This is a genomic window from Pseudoalteromonas sp. 19-MNA-CIBAN-0066, from assembly GCF_040308705.1.
Taxonomy (GTDB): Bacteria; Pseudomonadota; Gammaproteobacteria; order Enterobacterales; family Alteromonadaceae; genus Pseudoalteromonas; species Pseudoalteromonas nigrifaciens.
In genome coordinates this window covers 240,471-258,322 of record NZ_JBEONZ010000001.1, presented here as the reverse complement: position 1 = coordinate 258,322, position 17,852 = coordinate 240,471, and the positions used below count along the sequence as shown (strand labels likewise).

General features: G+C 42.2%; 18 protein-coding genes. All 18 read right to left on the bottom strand.

The genetic code is table 11. The features are described from left to right. Positions 1–20: 20 nt before the first annotated feature. Positions 21–731, bottom strand: a complete 711-nt coding sequence (locus AAEZ18_RS01195) for an RNA polymerase sigma factor FliA (RefSeq protein ID WP_011327502.1) — start codon at positions 729–731, stop codon at positions 21–23. Positions 732–757: 26 nt separating this feature from the next. Continuing rightward, positions 758–1,618: a MinD/ParA family ATP-binding protein gene (locus AAEZ18_RS01190; protein WP_011327501.1), complete on the bottom strand. Its 861-nt coding sequence runs from the start codon at positions 1,616–1,618 to the stop codon at positions 758–760. Next, complete coding sequence (gene flhF / locus AAEZ18_RS01185; protein ID WP_193038479.1) at positions 1,611–3,101, bottom strand: flagellar biosynthesis GTPase FlhF; 1,491 nt, start codon at positions 3,099–3,101, stop codon at positions 1,611–1,613. The genes AAEZ18_RS01190 and flhF overlap by 8 nt, the downstream gene beginning before the upstream one ends. Before the next feature lie 20 nt (positions 3,102–3,121). Continuing rightward, complete coding sequence (gene flhA / locus AAEZ18_RS01180; RefSeq protein ID WP_058372793.1) at positions 3,122–5,233, bottom strand: flagellar biosynthesis protein FlhA; 2,112 nt, start codon at positions 5,231–5,233, stop codon at positions 3,122–3,124. Positions 5,234–5,305: 72 nt separating this feature from the next. Further along, positions 5,306–6,436 (bottom strand): flagellar biosynthesis protein FlhB, encoded by a 1,131-nt coding sequence (gene flhB / locus AAEZ18_RS01175; protein WP_089367878.1) that lies wholly within the window; start codon positions 6,434–6,436, stop codon positions 5,306–5,308. 9 nt (positions 6,437–6,445) lie between these two features. Continuing rightward, positions 6,446–7,225 (bottom strand): flagellar biosynthetic protein FliR, encoded by a 780-nt coding sequence (gene fliR, locus AAEZ18_RS01170; RefSeq protein ID WP_058372791.1) that lies wholly within the window; start codon positions 7,223–7,225, stop codon positions 6,446–6,448. Between the two features lie 2 nt (positions 7,226–7,227). Beyond that, positions 7,228–7,497, bottom strand: a complete 270-nt coding sequence (gene fliQ / locus AAEZ18_RS01165; RefSeq protein ID WP_011327496.1) for a flagellar biosynthesis protein FliQ — start codon at positions 7,495–7,497, stop codon at positions 7,228–7,230. 41 nt (positions 7,498–7,538) lie between these two features. After that, positions 7,539–8,279 carry a flagellar type III secretion system pore protein FliP gene (fliP, locus tag AAEZ18_RS01160; protein WP_089367877.1) on the bottom strand — a complete coding sequence of 247 codons (741 nt, stop codon included), beginning with the start codon at positions 8,277–8,279 and terminating at the stop codon, positions 7,539–7,541. A gap of 4 nt (positions 8,280–8,283) precedes the next feature. Continuing rightward, entirely contained in the window at positions 8,284–8,667 is a 384-nt protein-coding gene (fliO, locus tag AAEZ18_RS01155; protein ID WP_041454360.1) for a flagellar biosynthetic protein FliO, read from the bottom strand. Beyond that, complete coding sequence (gene fliN / locus AAEZ18_RS01150) at positions 8,664–9,062, bottom strand: flagellar motor switch protein FliN (RefSeq protein ID WP_011327493.1); 399 nt, start codon at positions 9,060–9,062, stop codon at positions 8,664–8,666. The genes fliO and fliN overlap by 4 nt, the downstream gene beginning before the upstream one ends. Before the next feature lie 20 nt (positions 9,063–9,082). Beyond that, positions 9,083–10,174 carry a flagellar motor switch protein FliM gene (gene fliM, locus AAEZ18_RS01145; protein WP_011327492.1) on the bottom strand — a complete coding sequence of 364 codons (1,092 nt, stop codon included), beginning with the start codon at positions 10,172–10,174 and terminating at the stop codon, positions 9,083–9,085. Positions 10,175–10,183: 9 nt separating this feature from the next. Next, the gene (gene fliL / locus AAEZ18_RS01140; RefSeq protein ID WP_350594226.1) at positions 10,184–10,714 is read right to left on the bottom strand and encodes a flagellar basal body-associated protein FliL; all 531 of its coding nucleotides are present in this window, start codon (positions 10,712–10,714) and stop codon (positions 10,184–10,186) included. A 57-nt stretch (positions 10,715–10,771) separates the two neighbouring features. Further along, a complete protein-coding gene (locus AAEZ18_RS01135) occupies positions 10,772–12,325 on the bottom strand; it encodes a flagellar hook-length control protein FliK (protein WP_350594228.1) in 1,554 nt (517 codons plus the stop codon). Between the two features lie 137 nt (positions 12,326–12,462). After that, positions 12,463–12,912 carry a flagellar export protein FliJ gene (gene fliJ / locus AAEZ18_RS01130; protein ID WP_041454359.1) on the bottom strand — a complete coding sequence of 150 codons (450 nt, stop codon included), beginning with the start codon at positions 12,910–12,912 and terminating at the stop codon, positions 12,463–12,465. Further along, complete coding sequence (gene fliI / locus AAEZ18_RS01125; protein WP_011327488.1) at positions 12,912–14,246, bottom strand: flagellar protein export ATPase FliI; 1,335 nt, start codon at positions 14,244–14,246, stop codon at positions 12,912–12,914. Before fliI ends, fliJ begins: the two co-directional genes overlap by 1 nt. Positions 14,247–14,264: 18 nt before the next feature. Beyond that, on the bottom strand, positions 14,265–15,080 hold the full coding sequence (gene fliH / locus AAEZ18_RS01120; RefSeq protein ID WP_226898005.1) for a flagellar assembly protein FliH: 816 nt from the start codon (positions 15,078–15,080) through the stop codon (positions 14,265–14,267). 3 nt (positions 15,081–15,083) lie between these two features. Next, positions 15,084–16,124 (bottom strand): flagellar motor switch protein FliG, encoded by a 1,041-nt coding sequence (gene fliG, locus AAEZ18_RS01115; protein WP_193038476.1) that lies wholly within the window; start codon positions 16,122–16,124, stop codon positions 15,084–15,086. Continuing rightward, positions 16,117–17,832, bottom strand: coding sequence for a flagellar basal-body MS-ring/collar protein FliF (gene fliF, locus AAEZ18_RS01110; RefSeq protein ID WP_350594230.1), 1,716 nt, complete (start codon positions 17,830–17,832; stop codon positions 16,117–16,119). Before fliF ends, fliG begins: the two co-directional genes overlap by 8 nt. Positions 17,833–17,852 lie beyond the last annotated feature (20 nt).

The following is a 17,852-nucleotide window of genomic DNA, read 5'->3' as shown; positions in this document are numbered from 1 at the left end:
AAACCTGTATTTACTTACTTCTAATTTATCCAGTCATTGATTTTTGCTTTTAGCTTAATCATCGCCTGACCATGTATCTGACTTACACGCGACTCACTTACATCGAGTATCTGTCCAATTTCTTTTAAATTCATTTCATCGTTATAGTACAACGAAAGCACCATTGCATCTCGCTCTGGTAGGGATTTAATTGCACTTAATAAAGATTCATTAAACCTTTCATTTTTAACATTATTAAAGGGTTTGTCTAGTGCTAAATCGTGCCCAACAGGTGTTATAACATCCTCATCAATACCTAAATCTTCTATTCCCAAGATTTTACTGGAATTAACATCGGTTAAAATATGATGATATTGCTCTAGTGTAATTTCAAGCTTTTGGGCAACTTCACTGTCTGTAGGTTCACGATTCAGGCTGCTTTCTAATGCTGAAATAGCTTCTATAACCTGGCGGCTTTTACGATGTACTGAGCGAGGAGCCCAGTCTCCACGGCGCATTTCATCAAGCATAGCGCCCCGAATACGAATACCCGCAAAGGTTTCAAAACTAGCGCCTTTAGTGGCATCAAAGTTTTTTGACGCCTCTATTAATCCTATCATTCCTGATTGAATTAAATCATCGAGTTGTACACTAGGGGGTAAACGAGCAATTAAATGACATGCTACTTTTTTTACTAATGAAGCATGCTTTTCAACAATCATATTTAAATTTTGTGTTGATTCATATCCCATAGCTCTATTCACCAATGTAGTCATAGTTAGCCGTTAACGAGTTTCTCAATGAAAAATTCTAAATGCCCCGAAGGCTGGTTCGGTATTGGCCACTTTGTTATTCTTGTTGCTAATGTTTTAAAGGCAAGTGCAGCTGGAGAACTAGGAAACAGTTCAACAATTACTTTTTGACGACGTGTTGCTTTGCGCATATTTTCATCATAAGGAACGGTTGCAACCAGCTCCATTGATATATCTAAAAATCGGTCTGTAACCTTTGATAGCTTTGCAAATAACTCTTGCCCTTCGCGTAATGAACGCACCATGTTGGCAACAATTTTAAATTTATACACGCCATGTTCGCGGCTTAATACTTTGATCAGTGCATAGGCATCGGTTATTGAAGTTGGCTCGTCACATACCACAACCAAAACATCTTGTGCAGCGCGAGAAAAACTCAGCACCATATCCGATATACCGGCAGCGGTATCAACAACTAATATATCAAAATCAGTATTGAGTTCGCTAAAAGCACGAATAAGCCCAGCATGTTCTGCAGGCGACAACTCAACCATACTTTGTGAACCCGACGTCGCTGGTACTATTTTGATCCCAGCGGGGCCTTCTACTAGTATTTCATCAAGCTCACATTCGCCAGATAACACATGCGATAAATTACGCTCAACACGTAGTCCAAGCATTACATCACAATTGGCTAAACCCAAATCGGCATCAAGCACTAACACTCTATTGCCTTGCTGACCTAAAGCGATCGCAGTATTTAACGATACATTTGTTTTTCCAACGCCACCTTTACCGCCAGTGACGGCGATAACCTTAACGCCGTTATTATTATTTTTGCTCATTTTACGCAGGCCGCTTGCTTGATCTAATACTGTGTTAATCATACATCTCTACTGTGCTCGACGCCACTGATTGGTGTCGTGAATGTTGTACTTTTGTTCTCTTTAAATATAATTGCTCAGCTTTTTTCACTAGTTTTTCTGCATTTGCAACTCGAATATCTTCAGGTACTCGTTGACCATTAGTAAGATACCCTATTGGCAGGCGATTTTGAATCGCAATACTAATTATCTCGCCTAAACTTAATGATTCGTCGAGTTTAGTGAAAATACAACCGCTTAACTGTACTTTTTTAAAGTGTCTTACGGTTTCTTGTAACACATTTATTTGCGCAGTGGCACTTAATACTAAGTAATTACGAATATCCACACGCTGATTACGCATTAAGGTATTTAACTGCTCAGTTAAACGTAAATCACGTTGGCTCATACCTGCAGTGTCTATAAGTACTAAGCGCTTGTTACGTAAATGATATAACACTTCGGCCAGTTCGTTCGCATCTTTAACTTGTTTAACCCCACAGCCTATAATACGGCCATATGTTGCAAGCTGCTCGTAAGCACCAATTCTGTAAGTATCGGTAGTAATTAGCGCTACTTTATCAGCACCATATTTTTGTGCACCTAATGCCGCGAGCTTAGCCACTGTAGTGGTTTTACCCACACCGGTTGGGCCAACTAATGCGTAAACACCACCTTGGCGCAAAATTTCGTTATTCGTGGTTTGCATCTGATCTTCAACCATAGTTAACAGCGCTTTCCAGCCCTGCTGACGCGGAACATCTTCAGGTACAAAACAAGCCATTTGCTCAGCAACTTCTTTATCGATTCCCATGCCTACTAAGCGGTCAATCATGCATGCGCGCGTTGGGTCACGGCGCGCCATATCTTGCTGCATTAAACCCGACACTTGGTGCTCTAATAACTGGCGAATTGCGTTCATTTCTTCACGCATTGTGCTCATTGCTTCACTTTCGGTATTTTTAGTCGTGTGTGTTTGCGCAACTGGCGTGTCTAATTCATCAAAATCACGGTCTAGGTCATCAAAACCTAAGCTGTCAGCTTGCGTTTGTGGGCGTGCTTGCGCGGCTTCTTCACGCGCAAACATATTTGTAGGGCGTTGTTTAGCGACCGGCTCTTGATAATGTTCTGAGGTATCTATACCTGATTGCGAAAACATTGAAGCCAATTCTGCTGAACGTGGACGCGGCGACTGGCGCTCTAATAGTGCTTGTAAGCTGTCGGCTACCTTTGCTTGTGGCTCAGGTCTAGCACGCTGTGGCTCTGGTTTTACAAAGTTATGCATGCTTTGCGAGTGGGCAGAATGTGCCGTACGCTGCTGCAGCGGCGCACTTTGTTGTGGCGCGGCGGCTTTAGGGGCTGCTTTGTCATAATCAACCGCTGCGACAATTTCTACGCCGTTTGCGAGTTTTTTATTAGACATAATAACCGCATCAACACCTAGCTCATCTTTAACTTCTTTAAGTGCTGTGCGCATATCTTTAGCAAAAAAACGTTTAATCTTCATGGTTCAACCCCTTTAAAATCTTATTGTTGGCCTACTGAGCTAACAATCTTGATCTGCCTTTCGTCTGGTATCTCTTGATAAGACATCACTCGCAATCCTGGAATGGTGTACTTAACAAAACGAGATAACACAGTGCGTAACATTCCTGACGTTAACAGTATTGAAGGTTCACCGGCCATTTCTTGATTTTGATGCGCTTCGTTTAATGACACTTGAAGTCGCTCTGCAAGTCCTGGCTCTATTCCGGCACCTTCGTCGCCTGCATTTTGTAATGACTGATGCAACATCTGTTCCAACTCAGGCGCCAAGGTTATGACAGGGATTTCTGAAGACATGCCCACTGCATCTTGAACTATTAATCGACGCAGTGAAATACGTACCGCAGCGGTTAAAACATCTGGATCTTGGCTACGCGGGCCATACTCTACAAGGGTTTGTACTATTGAGCGCATATCGCGAATAGCTACACCTTCGTTTAATAAATTTTGTAAAACTTTAACTATGGTAGTTAATGGCAATACATCAGGCACCAAGCCTTCTACTAACCTTGGGTGACTTTTTGCTAGCATATCTAATAGATTTTGTACTTCTTCGTGGCCTAATAATAACGCCGCATTATTGGTGAGTAATTGGCTAATATGAGTGGCAACCACAGTCGCCGAATCAACCACGGTATAACCAAGCGATTGCGCTTCATCTTTTTGATCAGGCTTGATCCACACCGCATCCAAACCAAAAGCCGGATCTTTAGTTTCAATCCCTTTTATAGGACCAAATACTTGCCCCGGATTAATTGCCAATTCGTCGCCGTGTTTTAGTTCGCCTTCGCCACTTGATACGCCCATTAAGGTAATTCGGTATGCATTTGGGTCTAGCTCTAAGTTGTCGCGTATATGTACCGGGGGCACTAAAAAGCCTAATTCTTGAGAGAGCTTTTTACGCACGCCTTTAATACGGTTTAGCAATTCACCACCTTGGGATTGATCAACCAATGGAATAAGTCGGTAACCTACCTCTAAACCAATTACATCAACTTGCTGCACATCGTCCCAGCCTAACTCTTTTTGTTCTTGCTTATTGGCAATGCCTGTACCTACTGCGCTGCCATTAGCGGTTTCCTCAGCAAGTGCTGCTGCCGCTTTTAATTTATTTTGTTGAGTGTAGTAAGCTAAATAACCTAATAGTGCGCCCAAGCTTAAAAACGCTACGTGCGGCATACCAGGTACTAAGCCCATAATAATTAAAATGCCTGAAGCAATAAATAACGACTTTTCGTTACCGAGTTGTTTCTTAAATTGATCGCCCATGTTGTGCGACTCATTTTGACGCGTTACAACAATAGCAGTACCAATAGAGAGTAATAATGAAGGGAGTTGCGCAACCAAGCCATCACCTATGGTGAGCAAGGTATAAATTTCCATGGCATTGCCAAAGCTTAAATCGTGTTGGATCATGCCAACAAATAAGCCACCAACAATATTAATAATTAATATAACAATACCGGCAATAGCATCGCCTTTTACAAATTTACTGGCACCATCCATAGAACCATAAAAGTCGGCTTCGCGGGTTACTTCTTCGCGGCGCTCTCGGGCTTGCTCAGCGCTAATAAAACCCGCATTCATGTCAGCATCAATTGCCATTTGTTTACCCGGCATAGCGTCTAGGGTAAAACGCGCCGACACTTCAGAAATACGCCCAGCACCTTTAGTAATTACCACAAAGTTTATGATGATCAAGATTAAAAACACCACTAAACCTACTGCATAGTTACCACCAATAACCACAGAGCCAAAGGCTTCAATTACTTTACCGGCAGCATCACCACCATTGTGGCCCTCAAGTAATACTACTCGGGTGCTGGCAACGTTAAGTGCCAAACGCATAATAGTGGCGATTAGTAACACAGCCGGAAACATACCAAACTCAAGTGGTTTCATGGTGTATACAGTTACCAGTAACACCACCAAAGCAAGGGCAATATTAAAAGAAAATAATATATCAAGCAGGAACGGAGGAAGAGGTAAAATGACCATACCCAGCGCAGCTAGTACCATTAATGGTGTACCTACGCCTTTGGCATACTCTTTTTTATCTTTGTTAAGTTGTTGTAATACCGCTTTAAATCCCATAACCCTACAATTTCAAAAAATTGACACTACTTTGAAATTGCAATAACTATTCCAAGTTATAGGTTATTTAAATTAATACTGATAATCGTCAGGAATAGGCAGTTTTTTATTAAGTTTGGTGGGGCGTTTTCCGCGCCCTTTATTAAAGCGCTTAAGCTGAAACACATAAGCTAATACTTGCGCAACTGCGGTAAATAACTGATCCGGAATTTGCTCCCCCACTTCTGCAGTATGATAAAGCGCTCGAGTAAGCGACGGCGATTCTAAAATAGGCACTTCATTACCAATCGCTATTTTACGAATTTGCATTGCCATTTCATCAATTCCTTTGGCAACTACTATAGGTGCTCCGGCGCGTTCGGTGTCGTACTTTAAAGCCACAGAGTAATGGGTAGGGTTAGTTACAATAACATCGGCATCGGGCACATCTTGCATCATACGTTTTTGCGACATTTGCCGCTGGGTTTGCCTTATGCGCGCTTTTATTTGCGGGTCACCCTCTGAGTTTTTATACTCGTCTTTTACTTCTTGAAGGGTCATTTTAAGTTGTTTATTGTGATTATAACTTTGAAATGGCGCATCAATCGCAGCAATAATAATTAAGGTACAAGACAAGCCTAAAAACATCCAAGCCAATATTTCTAAGGCATGAATAATATTACCTGGGGCGCTTTCTACACTTAAGTGCAGTATTTCATCAAAAAAGGTATTAATTAAAAACACTGCAAAACTGGCAACTAAACCAAATTTTAACAGCGACTTTAACAGCTCCACCCCAGCTTGGGGGCCAAACATACGTTTAAAGCCTTTAGCGGGCGACATTTTACTAGCTTTAGGCGCAGCAGCTTGCCAACTAAAATTAAAGCCACCTAACATGGTGTTACCAATAAAAGCAGCTAATACAATAATAAATACAAACATTGCCATAGGGAACATCAGCGCATCGGCCACTTCGCCCCATACGGCAAACATTTTGGTGGTGTCGTAGGTTTCGTTACGGTTAAGGCTAAGCATTCTACCCATTACGTTATACAAACCTTTACCAATTTCGGGGCCGTACATGAGCAACGAAATAGCCGAAAAGATAAGCACAAACATAGTGCCCAACTCTTTGGATCGCGCTATTTGGCCTTTCTTTTTGGCATCCTCTACTTTTTTGGATGTGGGTTCTTCGGTTTTTTCTTGTCCAGAATCTTCAGACACAATAACCTCCTAAGGCGAGCAGCCCACTAATGAGCACATTAACTCGACCATTTTTAGCCACTGAAACTCAAACTGCGATACAAAGTTACCTAAGGTCGCCCAAATAATGATAAGCCCTGCAACTAAAGTAAACGGAAAACCAATAGAGAAAATATTAAGCTGCGGCGCGGCGCGGGTCATAATGCCAAACGACATATTAATTACCAGCATAGCGGTAAGCGGTGCAAGTGAGAGCACAAGCGCCGTGGTAAACATCCAGCCACCCCAGGTTACTATGTCCCAGTAATGATCCACCGACCACCAATTACCGTCAATAGGCAGCACTTCAAAGCTATGTATCACCATTTGAATCATCATTAGGTGACCATTAAATACAAAAAATAATAAGGTCGCTAAAATAAGATAAAACTGCCCTACTGCAGGCACACTTAAACCATTAGAGGGGTCAACCACAGAGGCAAAACCAAGACCCGTTTGCATAGCCAATATTTGCCCAGCTAACACAAAGGTATTTAACAATAAGGTAGATGCAAAGCCAATCGCAATGCCTATTAGCATTTGCTGAATAACCACTAAAATCATTTCAAACGAAAACAAATTAGTAAAGGTAGCAGGCGGCAGCATAGGCACAGCAACAAAGGTAACAACAATTGCTAAGCCCATTTTTATACGAGTAGGTACGTTTTTAGCGCCAAGGCCAGCCATTACCATAATCATTGAGCTAATGCGCACTAACGGCAGTAAAAAGTCACTCAACCATTGAATAACGACAGCAAACGGTAATTCCATACCTAGCCTGCAATTTCAGGAATAAGTAATACTAGGCGGGTAAAAAAGTCCATTAACTCTTGGGTAAACCAGTGGCCGCCAACAATAAGCGCACTTATAGTAATAAGTAAGCGTGGTAAAAAACTCAACGTTTGCTCGTTAATTGAAGTTGCAGCCTGAAACACGGCAACCACTAAGCCCACAATTAAGCCCGGCACTACAATAGCAGAAACCAATTTAATTACTAAAAACAGCGCGCTACTTAAAATATCAACAAATACTTCTGGTTCCACGGCGTACTCCTAGTGCGTAATTCGCTTAGTGTTAAGTAAGGTCATGTGCCTAAACCAAAGCTTTTTGCCAAGGTTCCCATCACTAAGCTCCAGCCATCAACCAACACAAACAGCATTATTTTAAACGGCAAAGACACTATCATTGGCGATAACATCATCATACCCATGGCCATTAATACCGACGCCACCACTAAATCCACGATTAAAAAAGGAATAAAAAACATAAAACCAATAATAAAGGCCGTTTGCAGCTCACTGGTTACAAACGCCGGAATAAGTACAATTAACGGCGTGGCCTCTGGCGAGTCTAACTGATCGTATCCTGCTATTTTGGCAAAGGTTTCTAAATCTTTAATACGCACCTGCGACAGCATAAAGGCTTTCATTGGCTCTTTTGCTAGCTCCAATGCTTCCATTGAAGTGACTTGCTCGCTTAGGTAGGGCTCTATAGCGCGCTCGTTCACTTGCTGATAAATAGGCGCCATAATAAAAATACTTAAAAATAAAGACATGCCTAGCAATACTTGATTTGAAGGGGTTTGTTGTAAACCTATGGCTTGGCGTAAAATAGCCAGCACTACAATAATACGGGTAAACGAGGTCATCATGATTATAGCCGCCGGAATAAAGCTCAGCGCGGTCATAATAGCCAATACTTGCAGCGTTACCGAGTAATCTTGGGTGCCATCTGCATTTGTGGTAATGGTTAGTGCGTCTATTCCTTCTGCACTTACATTTGGTACAAACAGCATGACAAAAATAAGAAGCAGGCATTTAGTCATAATTTTAATTCTTTTTATTTTGATTTGCTTGTGGATTTAAAAGCTTACTAAAGCGTTTTGCTAATTCTGGTAGCTCTTTTTCACTCAAAGGTGTATCTAATTTATGTAAATAGTTAATGCTGTGCGGGGTAACCCCTAACAAATGTTGTGCGTTGTCTATTTCTACCACCATTAAACGCTCACGCGAACCAAGCGGTAAACTACGCACTACTTTAAATTCATCACTATTTGCTAAATTTGGATTAAACTTTTTTACAAAAAATGCCAGTACTATAATTAGCACCAGCACCATAACAAGCGATAACACCATAGAGAGAATATCGCCTGTGGGTGTTACCTGCTCTGCTTTTGTAAATACCGAGCTGGTTAAAGCAACAACCATACTCATCGTAATTTTTTGATCCGTTCTACTTGGCTAATTACGTCGGTTAAACGAATACCAAACTTATCGTTTACTACCACCACTTCGCCATGGGCAATTAAAGTACCATTAACCAGTACATCTAACGGCTCACCTGCAACACGGTCAAGCTCTACCACCGAGCCTTGGTTTAATTGTAATAAGTTACGAATATTAATTTTAGAGCGCCCTACTTCCATAGAAATAGTCACAGGTATATCTAAAATTGTATCGAGCTTGCGCTTTTCATCGCCACTGATCTCGTGTTTTGCATCGCTTAATTCATCGAGTTCAGTTACTTTTGCTTGGCCACTGTCATCAGTGCCCTCAGCTTCGGCTAAAGCTGCTGCCCATTCATCCATAGTGTCTTGATCATCGCTCATACGTTTAACCTTTTAATCAATTACCAGTCTAAGTCTACACCGTCAGAGAGGTGTAAATCATCTTCTAGTTCTGCTAATTCTGCATCTGAATCAATTTTCTTGCCGCCTTTGGTAAATACATGCAGCTCAGATTTAACTGAATCAGGTCGTTTAATTTTTTCACTAATTTGCAGCGCAACACTATCGCGTGAGCGGCCCATTTTAGCTCTAAATGTCGGTAACTCTTCAACAAATACAGTTATATGCTCAGGCATTTCTACCGGAATAATATCACCCGCTTTAAGTTCCATTATTTGTTTTAGCGTTAAATCCACTTCCAATAACTGAGTAGATAACTCAACCTCTACGTCCATTATTTCATCGCGTAGTGCCTTACTCCAACGTAAATCGGTGTCTTCGGTATCCGATTGCACACCCGCGTCAAGCAGCTCTCTAATTGGCTCCAGCATAGAATAAGGTAGAGCAATATGAAAGTCCCCTCCGCCGCCATCCAATTCAATATGAAAAGAGCTAATAACCACCACTTCGGTTGGGCTTACAATGTTAGCCATAGCAGGGTTTACTTCAGAATCTAAGTATTCAAACGATACATCCATTACCGGTGCCCATGCTTCTTTATAATCTTCAAAGATTATTTTTAGTAACATTTGCACAATGCGTCGCTCTGTAGGGGTAAATTCACGCCCTTCAATTTTTGCATGGTAGCGGCCATCACCACCAAAAAAGTTATCAACCAAAATAAACACTAAACGTGCTTCCATGGTTATAAGGCCGGTGCCTTTTAAAGGTCTAAAACGCACCATATTTAAACTAGTTGGCACAAACAAAGTATGCACATACTCGCCAAACTTAATCATTTGCACGCCATTTATAGACACCTCAGCGGTGCGGCGCATCATGTTAAATAGGCTAATTCGCATATGACGAGCAAAGCGTTCGTTAACAATTTCCAGTGTCGGCATTCGTCCACGTACGATCCGATCTTGCGAAGAAAAGTCATACTGAAGCGTATTGCCTTCACCGTCTTCACCTTCGGGTATATCTTCCTCGTCAACGTCATCAACACCATGCAATAACGCATCAATTTCGTCTTGGGATAATAAATCGCTCACGCTAGCCCCTTATTGCATCACAAAGCCGGTAAATAATACCCGCTCAATTACTTTACTGCCTTCAACGTCCATTAAGCTAGCTTGTACTTTTTCTAGTGCTGCAAAGCGTAAGTTTTCTTTACCTACACTGGTGCTTAGTTCGTCAGCCGTGGTCATAGAAAATATACTTAATAATGTACTTTCTATTAGTGGAATATGCTTTTTAGCGGTTTCTTCGTTTGCTTCGCCGCGCACTAATAATTCCACTTTAATTTGCACAATTCTATCGCGACTAGAGCCCGGTATGTTAAATACAAAAGGTCTTGGCATTGCAACATAAAGTGCGCTGCCTATTTTGGCCGATGAGCCTGTAGAAGAGCTTGTTTGCTGTGCTGTAGCGGCTTCATCATTTAACGTTTCCGCTGGCGTGTCTGAGCCCGAAAGCAAAAAATAACCAACAACAGCTGCAACAATAACAAGCAATACAGCTGCAATAATTACTATGATTTTCTTTTTGCTGTTACCTGTTTCTTCTATTTCTAAATTAGTCTCTTCAGCCATGATATTTCCTTTATTAGCAAAGGTACTTGCTTGTTTTAGCTATTATAATAGCAGTACTTAGGCATAGTAATCTATTGATGATGACGTTTGTTGTCGAGAACTTGGCATTTGTGTATTAATTTGCTCATCGTTTTCATCAGTAGTCAATTCATTATTAGCTAAACGACGACTATCGTTGTCATCATTTTGCTCTGCTCCTTGCCCTCCAGGCTCACCATAAGAAATAGTACTTTCGCCTAAATCTATGCCTTGTTGGGCAAGCATTTCGCGTAAGCGCGGAAGCGATTGTTCAAGCGCTTCTTTAGCTTGCTGGTTTTGTACTACAAAGTTTATTTGTGCTTGCTCTGCATCGCTTCTGATGCGAATTTGCATACTGCCCATTTCTGGTGGGTCGAGACGAATTTCTGCTACTTTATTATTTATGCTAAGCATAGAGCTCACTCGCTCTTGCAACATTTTTGCCGCGTCACTTTTTATAATATTAAGCGCTTGCATAACGCCTGGGTCCAAGCTTGCTTGTTTAACTTGCGCTGTGCTTTGTAATTGCCCAGCCTGCAACGCTTGCATATCAATTATAGCTTGCTCATACCCTACACTATCGTATAGGCCTAAACCATTTACCGTACTGGTAATTTGCGTCAATAATTGTGCTGCTCGGGGTGATAACTGTTCAGTGTTATTTTTTTGCAATGACTCTAACGATTTAGTGAGTTCTTTATCGCTAAGTGCGTTTAATGCTTTTTTATCAATCGATGCGCTTAAATCTGCAATTGTTTGCTTAATACTTGCTAGTTGCTCACCTTGGGGCTGCTCATTTTTAATATAGCTATTTAACTGGCTCAGTAGCGCTTGTTTTTCTGGTGTGGTCAAAGCATTTATTTGAGAATTTAAGGCCTGTTTAGCCGTGTCTGCCGCGCTTGCTTTATCACTTTCAACAACATATTGAGTAAGCATTTGCTTTAACGTTGCTAGGTTGTCGTTGCCATTGGGTTTGCTACTTGCCTGCAGCTGCGTAGTTAATTGCTCATGCTGCTCGGGTGTTAGTTTAGCAAGTAACGGATCTGCTTTAATTGCCTCGCTATCTTTGCTTAGCAAGTTCATTACTGCGGCATCTACAGATTGTTTTTGCGCTGTTGCATCGCCTTTATTATTTGCAGTGGCCATACTTTGAGATAAGGGCATTAGCTTTTCGTTTGCCGCCTCAGCGCTTGCTGCAACATCGCTAAGCACACCTTTTTGCGGTGCAATTACAATAGGGGCAAGCTGATCATCAGGCTTCCCTTTTAATTGCTTAGCGTCTTCATCTAAAGCCTCGGCTTTAGCATCAGCGTTCTTTTTAACTGTGGTGTCTATAGTGTGCGCAGCATTTATTTGCGCCAACATACTATCGCCCGAAACAGCATCGTCTTGTGTTTCAGGCTGCTCAGCCTTAGCATTGCTAGCGCCTGCTTTAGCTTTGCTGTTATTATTGTAAGCCGCTTTATTGGCATCTTCTAACTGATTAAAAAAACCAGTATCAGAGTCATCATTACGTCTTGAGTTACTCGTTTGTTTATTAGAGTAAGCGTCTTGCTCAGATACCGCTAACATTGAAATATCATTAATCGTCATAAATCACCTAATATAAAGCGGCAACAAACCACCCAATAATGCCTAAAATTATAGTTCATTTAACAACAGAGCAATTAACGTGCCTTTGTTTATAAGGTACAAGCTTTTGTTAAAGCGGTTAAAGTACTCGCTACTTACTAAAGTCGATTGTTGTGTCGTTGAAAAAATTGATTAGCCGAAAATTCATCCAACATTTTTTGCTCATTTTTAGCCACTAGCACATCGGCCTTTAACTGTTGTTTTTCTATGAGTTTAGCGACTGCTTTAGCCTTAATTTGCTGCTTTAACCACAGGGTTTTGCGCTGGCTAACCACTTGTTTTGCAGTGTTAACTGTATTGGCTTGTTGGCGAATTGCTTCTTCTATTTTAGCAATAAATGCATGAAACTGACTAAACCCAGCACTTGATAAGCCCGACTGCCCTTTAATGTGTAATTGCTGGGTGTATTCCAATCTAAAGTTATTTAAACCTTGGAGTTTTTGCTGGTTTGCCTGCAAATTTTGATTCGCCTGCAAATAGCTCATCCGCAGCGTTTCTTCTTTATCGTTTTCAATCTTTAGTAATAAATGCAGTTTGTTTTTAGCCATTATGCTTGCCCTAATAACTGCGCTAGCCCTTGCAGGCCGTCGTCGTAACTAATTACATCACGCATGCCTTGCTGTAAGAAGGCATTTACTCTTGGCATCATATTTATGGCTTGATCAAGCATTTGATCTGTCCCTTTTTGATACGCACCCAAGGTGATCATGTCTTTATTTTGCTGGTACATAGAATATACCTGCTTAAGCACTCGCGCTTGTTGCATATGCGTCTCAGATACCACTTGTGGCATCACTCGCGAAATGGATTTTTCTATATCAATTGCCGGGTAATGACCGCTGTCGGCCAGTTCCCGCGAAAGTACAATATGGCCGTCGAGTATAGCGCGCGCCGCATCGGCAATGGGGTCTTGCATATCATCGCCTTCACTTAGTACGGTAAAAAAGGCAGTAATAGAGCCTTGCCCTTCTCCGCCGTTACCGGCACGTTCCACCAGCGCTGGCAGTTTTGCAAACACCGAAGGCGGGTAGCCTTTAGTCGCCGGTGGCTCGCCTACTGCAAGTGCTATTTCACGCTGCGCCATGGCATAGCGCGTTACCGAATCGAGCAATAACAAAACGTTTAATCCCTGATCGCGAAAGTACTCTGCAATTGTTACCGCACTTTCGCAGCCTTTTAAACGCATTAATGGTGAAGAATCTGCCGGTGCTGCTACAACCACCGAGCGTTTACGCCCCTCAACACCAAGTATTTCTTCAATAAATTCTTTTACTTCGCGGCCACGCTCGCCCACCAGCCCCACCACAATAACATCGGCTTCACTACCACGAGTCATCATACCAAGCAGTACCGACTTACCTACACCCGAGCCTGCAAACAAGCCCATTCGCTGGCCTTGTCCTACTGTTATTACTGAATTTATAGCACGCACACCTACATCCATAGGCTGGCTTATGGGTCGTCTTGAAAGAGGGTTTATCGGTTTTTGGGCAAACTTAAGATAGTGCTCGGCATTAATTTTACCTAAACCATCAAGAGGACGACCTAAGCCATCAACTACGCGGCCCAGCAAACTCATGCCTACAGGTAAACCTGTGTCGTTAAGTTGGGGGATCACCCGAGCACCAGGGAGCACCCCCGATATATGATCGTTTGGCATTAAATATAAGGTTTGGTCGTTAAAACCAACTATTTCGGCATCAACAAAGCCGTTCATAGTTTCTATTTTACATTGGCTACCTACAGGCGCACGTAAGCCTTTAGCCTCAAGGGTAAGGCCAACTACTCGTGTTAAAATACCCGCTACAGCAAGTGTTGGCGGTTTAATATGCTGTTTGTATTGAGATAAGCGTTCGCTTAATGAAACATCTAAAGCAGACATAACAGACCAATAAAATAGTTAGATACTACTGCTATGCAAAAAACTATCCAATGTTTCTTTGACACGCGTTTTAAGTGTCATATCAAGCGATGATTGCGCCGTTTTAACTTCGCAGCCGCCTCGCTCTAACGTTGGCTCTGCAATCAACTGCCAGTTATTATCTGTCACTGTTTGCTCGCCATAACTTTGCTTTATTAGCTCTAAATCTTCGGGGTGTAAATGAATGCGTACTTTTTCTTGCTCGGTATTAAGCGCATCAATACTGTGTTTAAGGGTGTGTAAAATAACATCAGGAGAGGTTTTTACTTCTTGATAAATAATAGCTTCTGCAAGCATAACGGCTAATTGCACTAATTGCTTTTCAGCTTGCTCATCTACTTTACTTAGCGGCGCGGTTAACCCCTCTAAAATACTACGTAGGCCAGTTAACTGCTCCTCTATTAGTGGTTTTACATCTTCTTGGCCTTGGGTTTTTCCCAGCTCTAGGCCCTCTTTGTAGCCAGCTTCTTTACCTTCGGTAACACCCTTATCAAAACCATCTATGTAACCTTGCTCGTGCCCTTGTTTTACACCTTCTTCAAACGCATCTTGTCTAATGCGCTCAAGTTCGGCCATAGTAAGCGCAGGTAACTCAGGTTCTTGCGGCTCTTCAATTAGCGACTCTTCAGCCATTTCTTTTCGATACAACTCAGCAAGCGGTGTACCAAAGGCAGTAGAGCGATTACCAAAGCTTTTTTCATCGGGTGCTACATCAGGAACATCCCAGTGCTTTAATAGTTCATCGGCTTCATCTGCGTGCAGTGGACGCCCTTTGTGCATTGACGATTTAGTCATGGTTTATAAAAACTCCTCGCCGCCGCCGCTGCCAAGCTGTATTTCGCCCGAGTCAGACAATCGACGCGCCGTAGAGAGTATTTCTTTTTGCGCTGCTTCTACTTCACTAATACGCACTGGTGCCATTGCCTCTAAGTCATCGGCAAGCATTTCGGCAGCACGTTTAGACATATTACCGAGTATTTTTTCTTTAAGCGCATCGTCTGTACCTTTAATAGCTTTCATTAGTACGTCTTGTTGTACTTCGCGTAAAATTGCTTGAATACCACGGTCGTCTACGTCCATTAAGTTTTCAAACACAAACATAAGATCTTGAATTTGTTGCGACATTTCTTCGTCATGCTCACGAATAGAGTCCATTAACTGTCCTTCTACGTTGGTATCTAGGTAGTTCATAATATCGGCAGCCGCTTTTAAGCCACCCATTTTCGCAGCTTGCGCACCCGCTTGGCCTGCAAACTGTTTTTCCATAATTTCGTTAAGCTCTTGCAAGGCAGCTGGCTGCACTTCTTCAAGGTTAGCAATACGCATGGTTAAATCCAGGCGCACTTTATCAGGAAACTGCGCCAGTATTTCGGCAGATTGCTCAGGCTCTAAATAAGATAATACAATGGTTTGAATTTGCGGATGCTCATTACGAATAATGTTAGCTACTTGTTTCGAGTCCATCCACTTTAACGAATCTAGCCCTTTAGCGCCCGATCCCATTACTATTTGGTCAATTAAGCTAGCGGCTTTATCTTCACCTAATGCAGCAGTAAGCGCTTTTTTAATAAAGTCTTCTGATTGAAAACCAATTGTACTAAAGCTTTGAATTTGTTCTATAAATAAATTATGTACCGCACTTATTTTAGCTTGCGATAGATCCTGCAAACCGGCCATCGCCATACCCACTTTTTGCACCTGTTTGGGCTCTAAATGTTTGAGTATTTGCGCTGCATCTTCTTCAGATAAACTTAATAGCAGTATGGCCGCTTTATCTACGCCATCTAGCTTATCAACATCGAAAGCTGCTGGGAGTTGTTTTTGGTTTTGATCAGTCATCTTCTGTTAACCACGCTTTCACTACTTGTGATGATAGTTCTGGTTCATTAGCTACAAGGGCACGAACGGCTTTAAGTAAGTCTTCGTCACCATGTAAATCGGGTAGCTGCAGTGTACCATCGCTTGAGAAGCCAACTGAAGCAGAATCAAAGTCTTTATTTAGCATATCTAAGCTACTATCGCCAATATCAACCCCTGAGCTAAGTGCATCTTCATCGTACTCATCAAGCGTGCTGTCTGGGTAAATTAAGCGTTTTAGCATAGGTTTAACTACAGCCATAATCAACACAATAATAACCAATGCAGCCAGTACTAAGCGTACTATTTTCATAAACCAGTCTTGTTCCCATAAAGGTACTTCAAAACTCATATCTACGGCTTCTCGTACAAAGGGAACTGTTACTACTTCTAGGGCATCGCCGCGCTGTATATCAAAGCCAACACCACCTTGTAATAAACGTCGAATATTTGACAGTGCCTCAACCGAGCGCGGGGTCATGGTGGTTTCACCGTTTTCGCCCACTGTTGGCAAATAATCAACCGCTACCGATACACTAATTCTGCGAATCGTGCCGCTTTGTTGGCGCTTATGCGAAATAGTAGTATCGAGCTCATAGTTACGCGTGGCTTCTTTATGCGTACGACTCGGTGAAGTAGCACTTCCTGCGCCGCCTTGGCCTGCTACTTCTGGAATATCTGAATTTACCGGAGGCTGATTACTTAACGCGCCAGGAATACCCACAGCTAAGCCGCCTATGTTGTTTTCCTCAAACGTGGTTTCGCTTCTTACCGCTGGTAGGTCTGGGTTATAACGTTTTTGCGTTTCTTCTAATGAGCTAAAGTCCATGCTCAAATCAACTTGCGCAGTGTAATTACTCAAACCAACAATAGGGATTAAAATGCTATCAATTTTTTCTAGGTATTCTTGCTCGCGCTTACGCTCTAGGTCGTACTCTTTACGAGAACGCGCAGAAAGTGAGCTTTGTGAGCCCGAATTTAATAAACGGCCATTTTGATCGGTAACCGTTACACGTGCAGGCTCAAGCCCTTGCACAGCTGAGGCTATAATATCCACAACAGAGTCTACTTCTTCGCTGTTAAGCGAGCGTCCGCGTTTAAGCGTAAGTACGACCGTTGCTGATGGTTTTTTCTCTCTGCGGGCAAATACGTTTTCTTTTGGAATAGCTAACAGCACCTTGGCGCGAGTGATGTTATTTAGCTCTTCTATAGTGCGGGCAAGTTGTTGCTCTCGGCCATGCTTTAGGCGCTCGCGCTCTAAGCGCTGGCTTACACCAAAGCCCATGTCTTGCATTATTATGTCTGAACCAGAAGTAGGACCTTGATCCAAGCCTTCGCGAGTCATTAGTAATTTTATATTTTGGTATTCGCTTTCATCAACCGACACTACATTGCCATCTAGTTGATAATCTATTTTTTGCGCATCTAAAAAATCAAGCGTTTGAATTAGCTCTTCGGTGGGCATTTTACCTAATGGGCGCATATCTGGCTGACGTGCCCAAATAATCACAAAAATGGCAATTGCCAAACAAATCGCCAGTGCAATAACAAGGGTAACTTGACGCAATACATCAACACCGCTTAACGCACTTAAATAGCCCGACTTTTGTTCTTGTTGATCGTCACTATCGCTTTGCTCAATACCGCCACTAGCAAGTGCAAGATCTGTAGATTGATTAGATTGCGCCACAATTATTCTCCACTACCTGA

Coding starts and splice junctions, on each gene's coding strand:
- AAEZ18_RS01195 (WP_011327502.1), bottom strand. CDS start 731: ATGGGATATGAATCAACACAAAATTTAAATATGATTGTTGAAAAGCAT.
- AAEZ18_RS01190 (WP_011327501.1), bottom strand. CDS start 1,618: ATGATTAACACAGTATTAGATCAAGCAAGCGGCCTGCGTAAAATGAGC.
- flhF (WP_193038479.1), bottom strand. CDS start 3,101: ATGAAGATTAAACGTTTTTTTGCTAAAGATATGCGCACAGCACTTAAA.
- flhA (WP_058372793.1), bottom strand. CDS start 5,233: ATGGGATTTAAAGCGGTATTACAACAACTTAACAAAGATAAAAAAGAG.
- fliR (WP_058372791.1), bottom strand. CDS start 7,225: ATGGAATTACCGTTTGCTGTCGTTATTCAATGGTTGAGTGACTTTTTA.
- fliP (WP_089367877.1), bottom strand. CDS start 8,279: ATGACTAAATGCCTGCTTCTTATTTTTGTCATGCTGTTTGTACCAAAT.
- fliO (WP_041454360.1), bottom strand. CDS start 8,667: ATGAGTATGGTTGTTGCTTTAACCAGCTCGGTATTTACAAAAGCAGAG.
- fliN (WP_011327493.1), bottom strand. CDS start 9,062: ATGAGCGATGATCAAGACACTATGGATGAATGGGCAGCAGCTTTAGCC.
- fliL (WP_350594226.1), bottom strand. CDS start 10,714: ATGGCTGAAGAGACTAATTTAGAAATAGAAGAAACAGGTAACAGCAAA.
- AAEZ18_RS01135 (WP_350594228.1), bottom strand. CDS start 12,325: ATGACGATTAATGATATTTCAATGTTAGCGGTATCTGAGCAAGACGCT.
- fliJ (WP_041454359.1), bottom strand. CDS start 12,912: ATGGCTAAAAACAAACTGCATTTATTACTAAAGATTGAAAACGATAAA.
- fliI (WP_011327488.1), bottom strand. CDS start 14,246: ATGTCTGCTTTAGATGTTTCATTAAGCGAACGCTTATCTCAATACAAA.
- fliH (WP_226898005.1), bottom strand. CDS start 15,080: ATGACTAAATCGTCAATGCACAAAGGGCGTCCACTGCACGCAGATGAA.
- fliG (WP_193038476.1), bottom strand. CDS start 16,124: ATGACTGATCAAAACCAAAAACAACTCCCAGCAGCTTTCGATGTTGAT.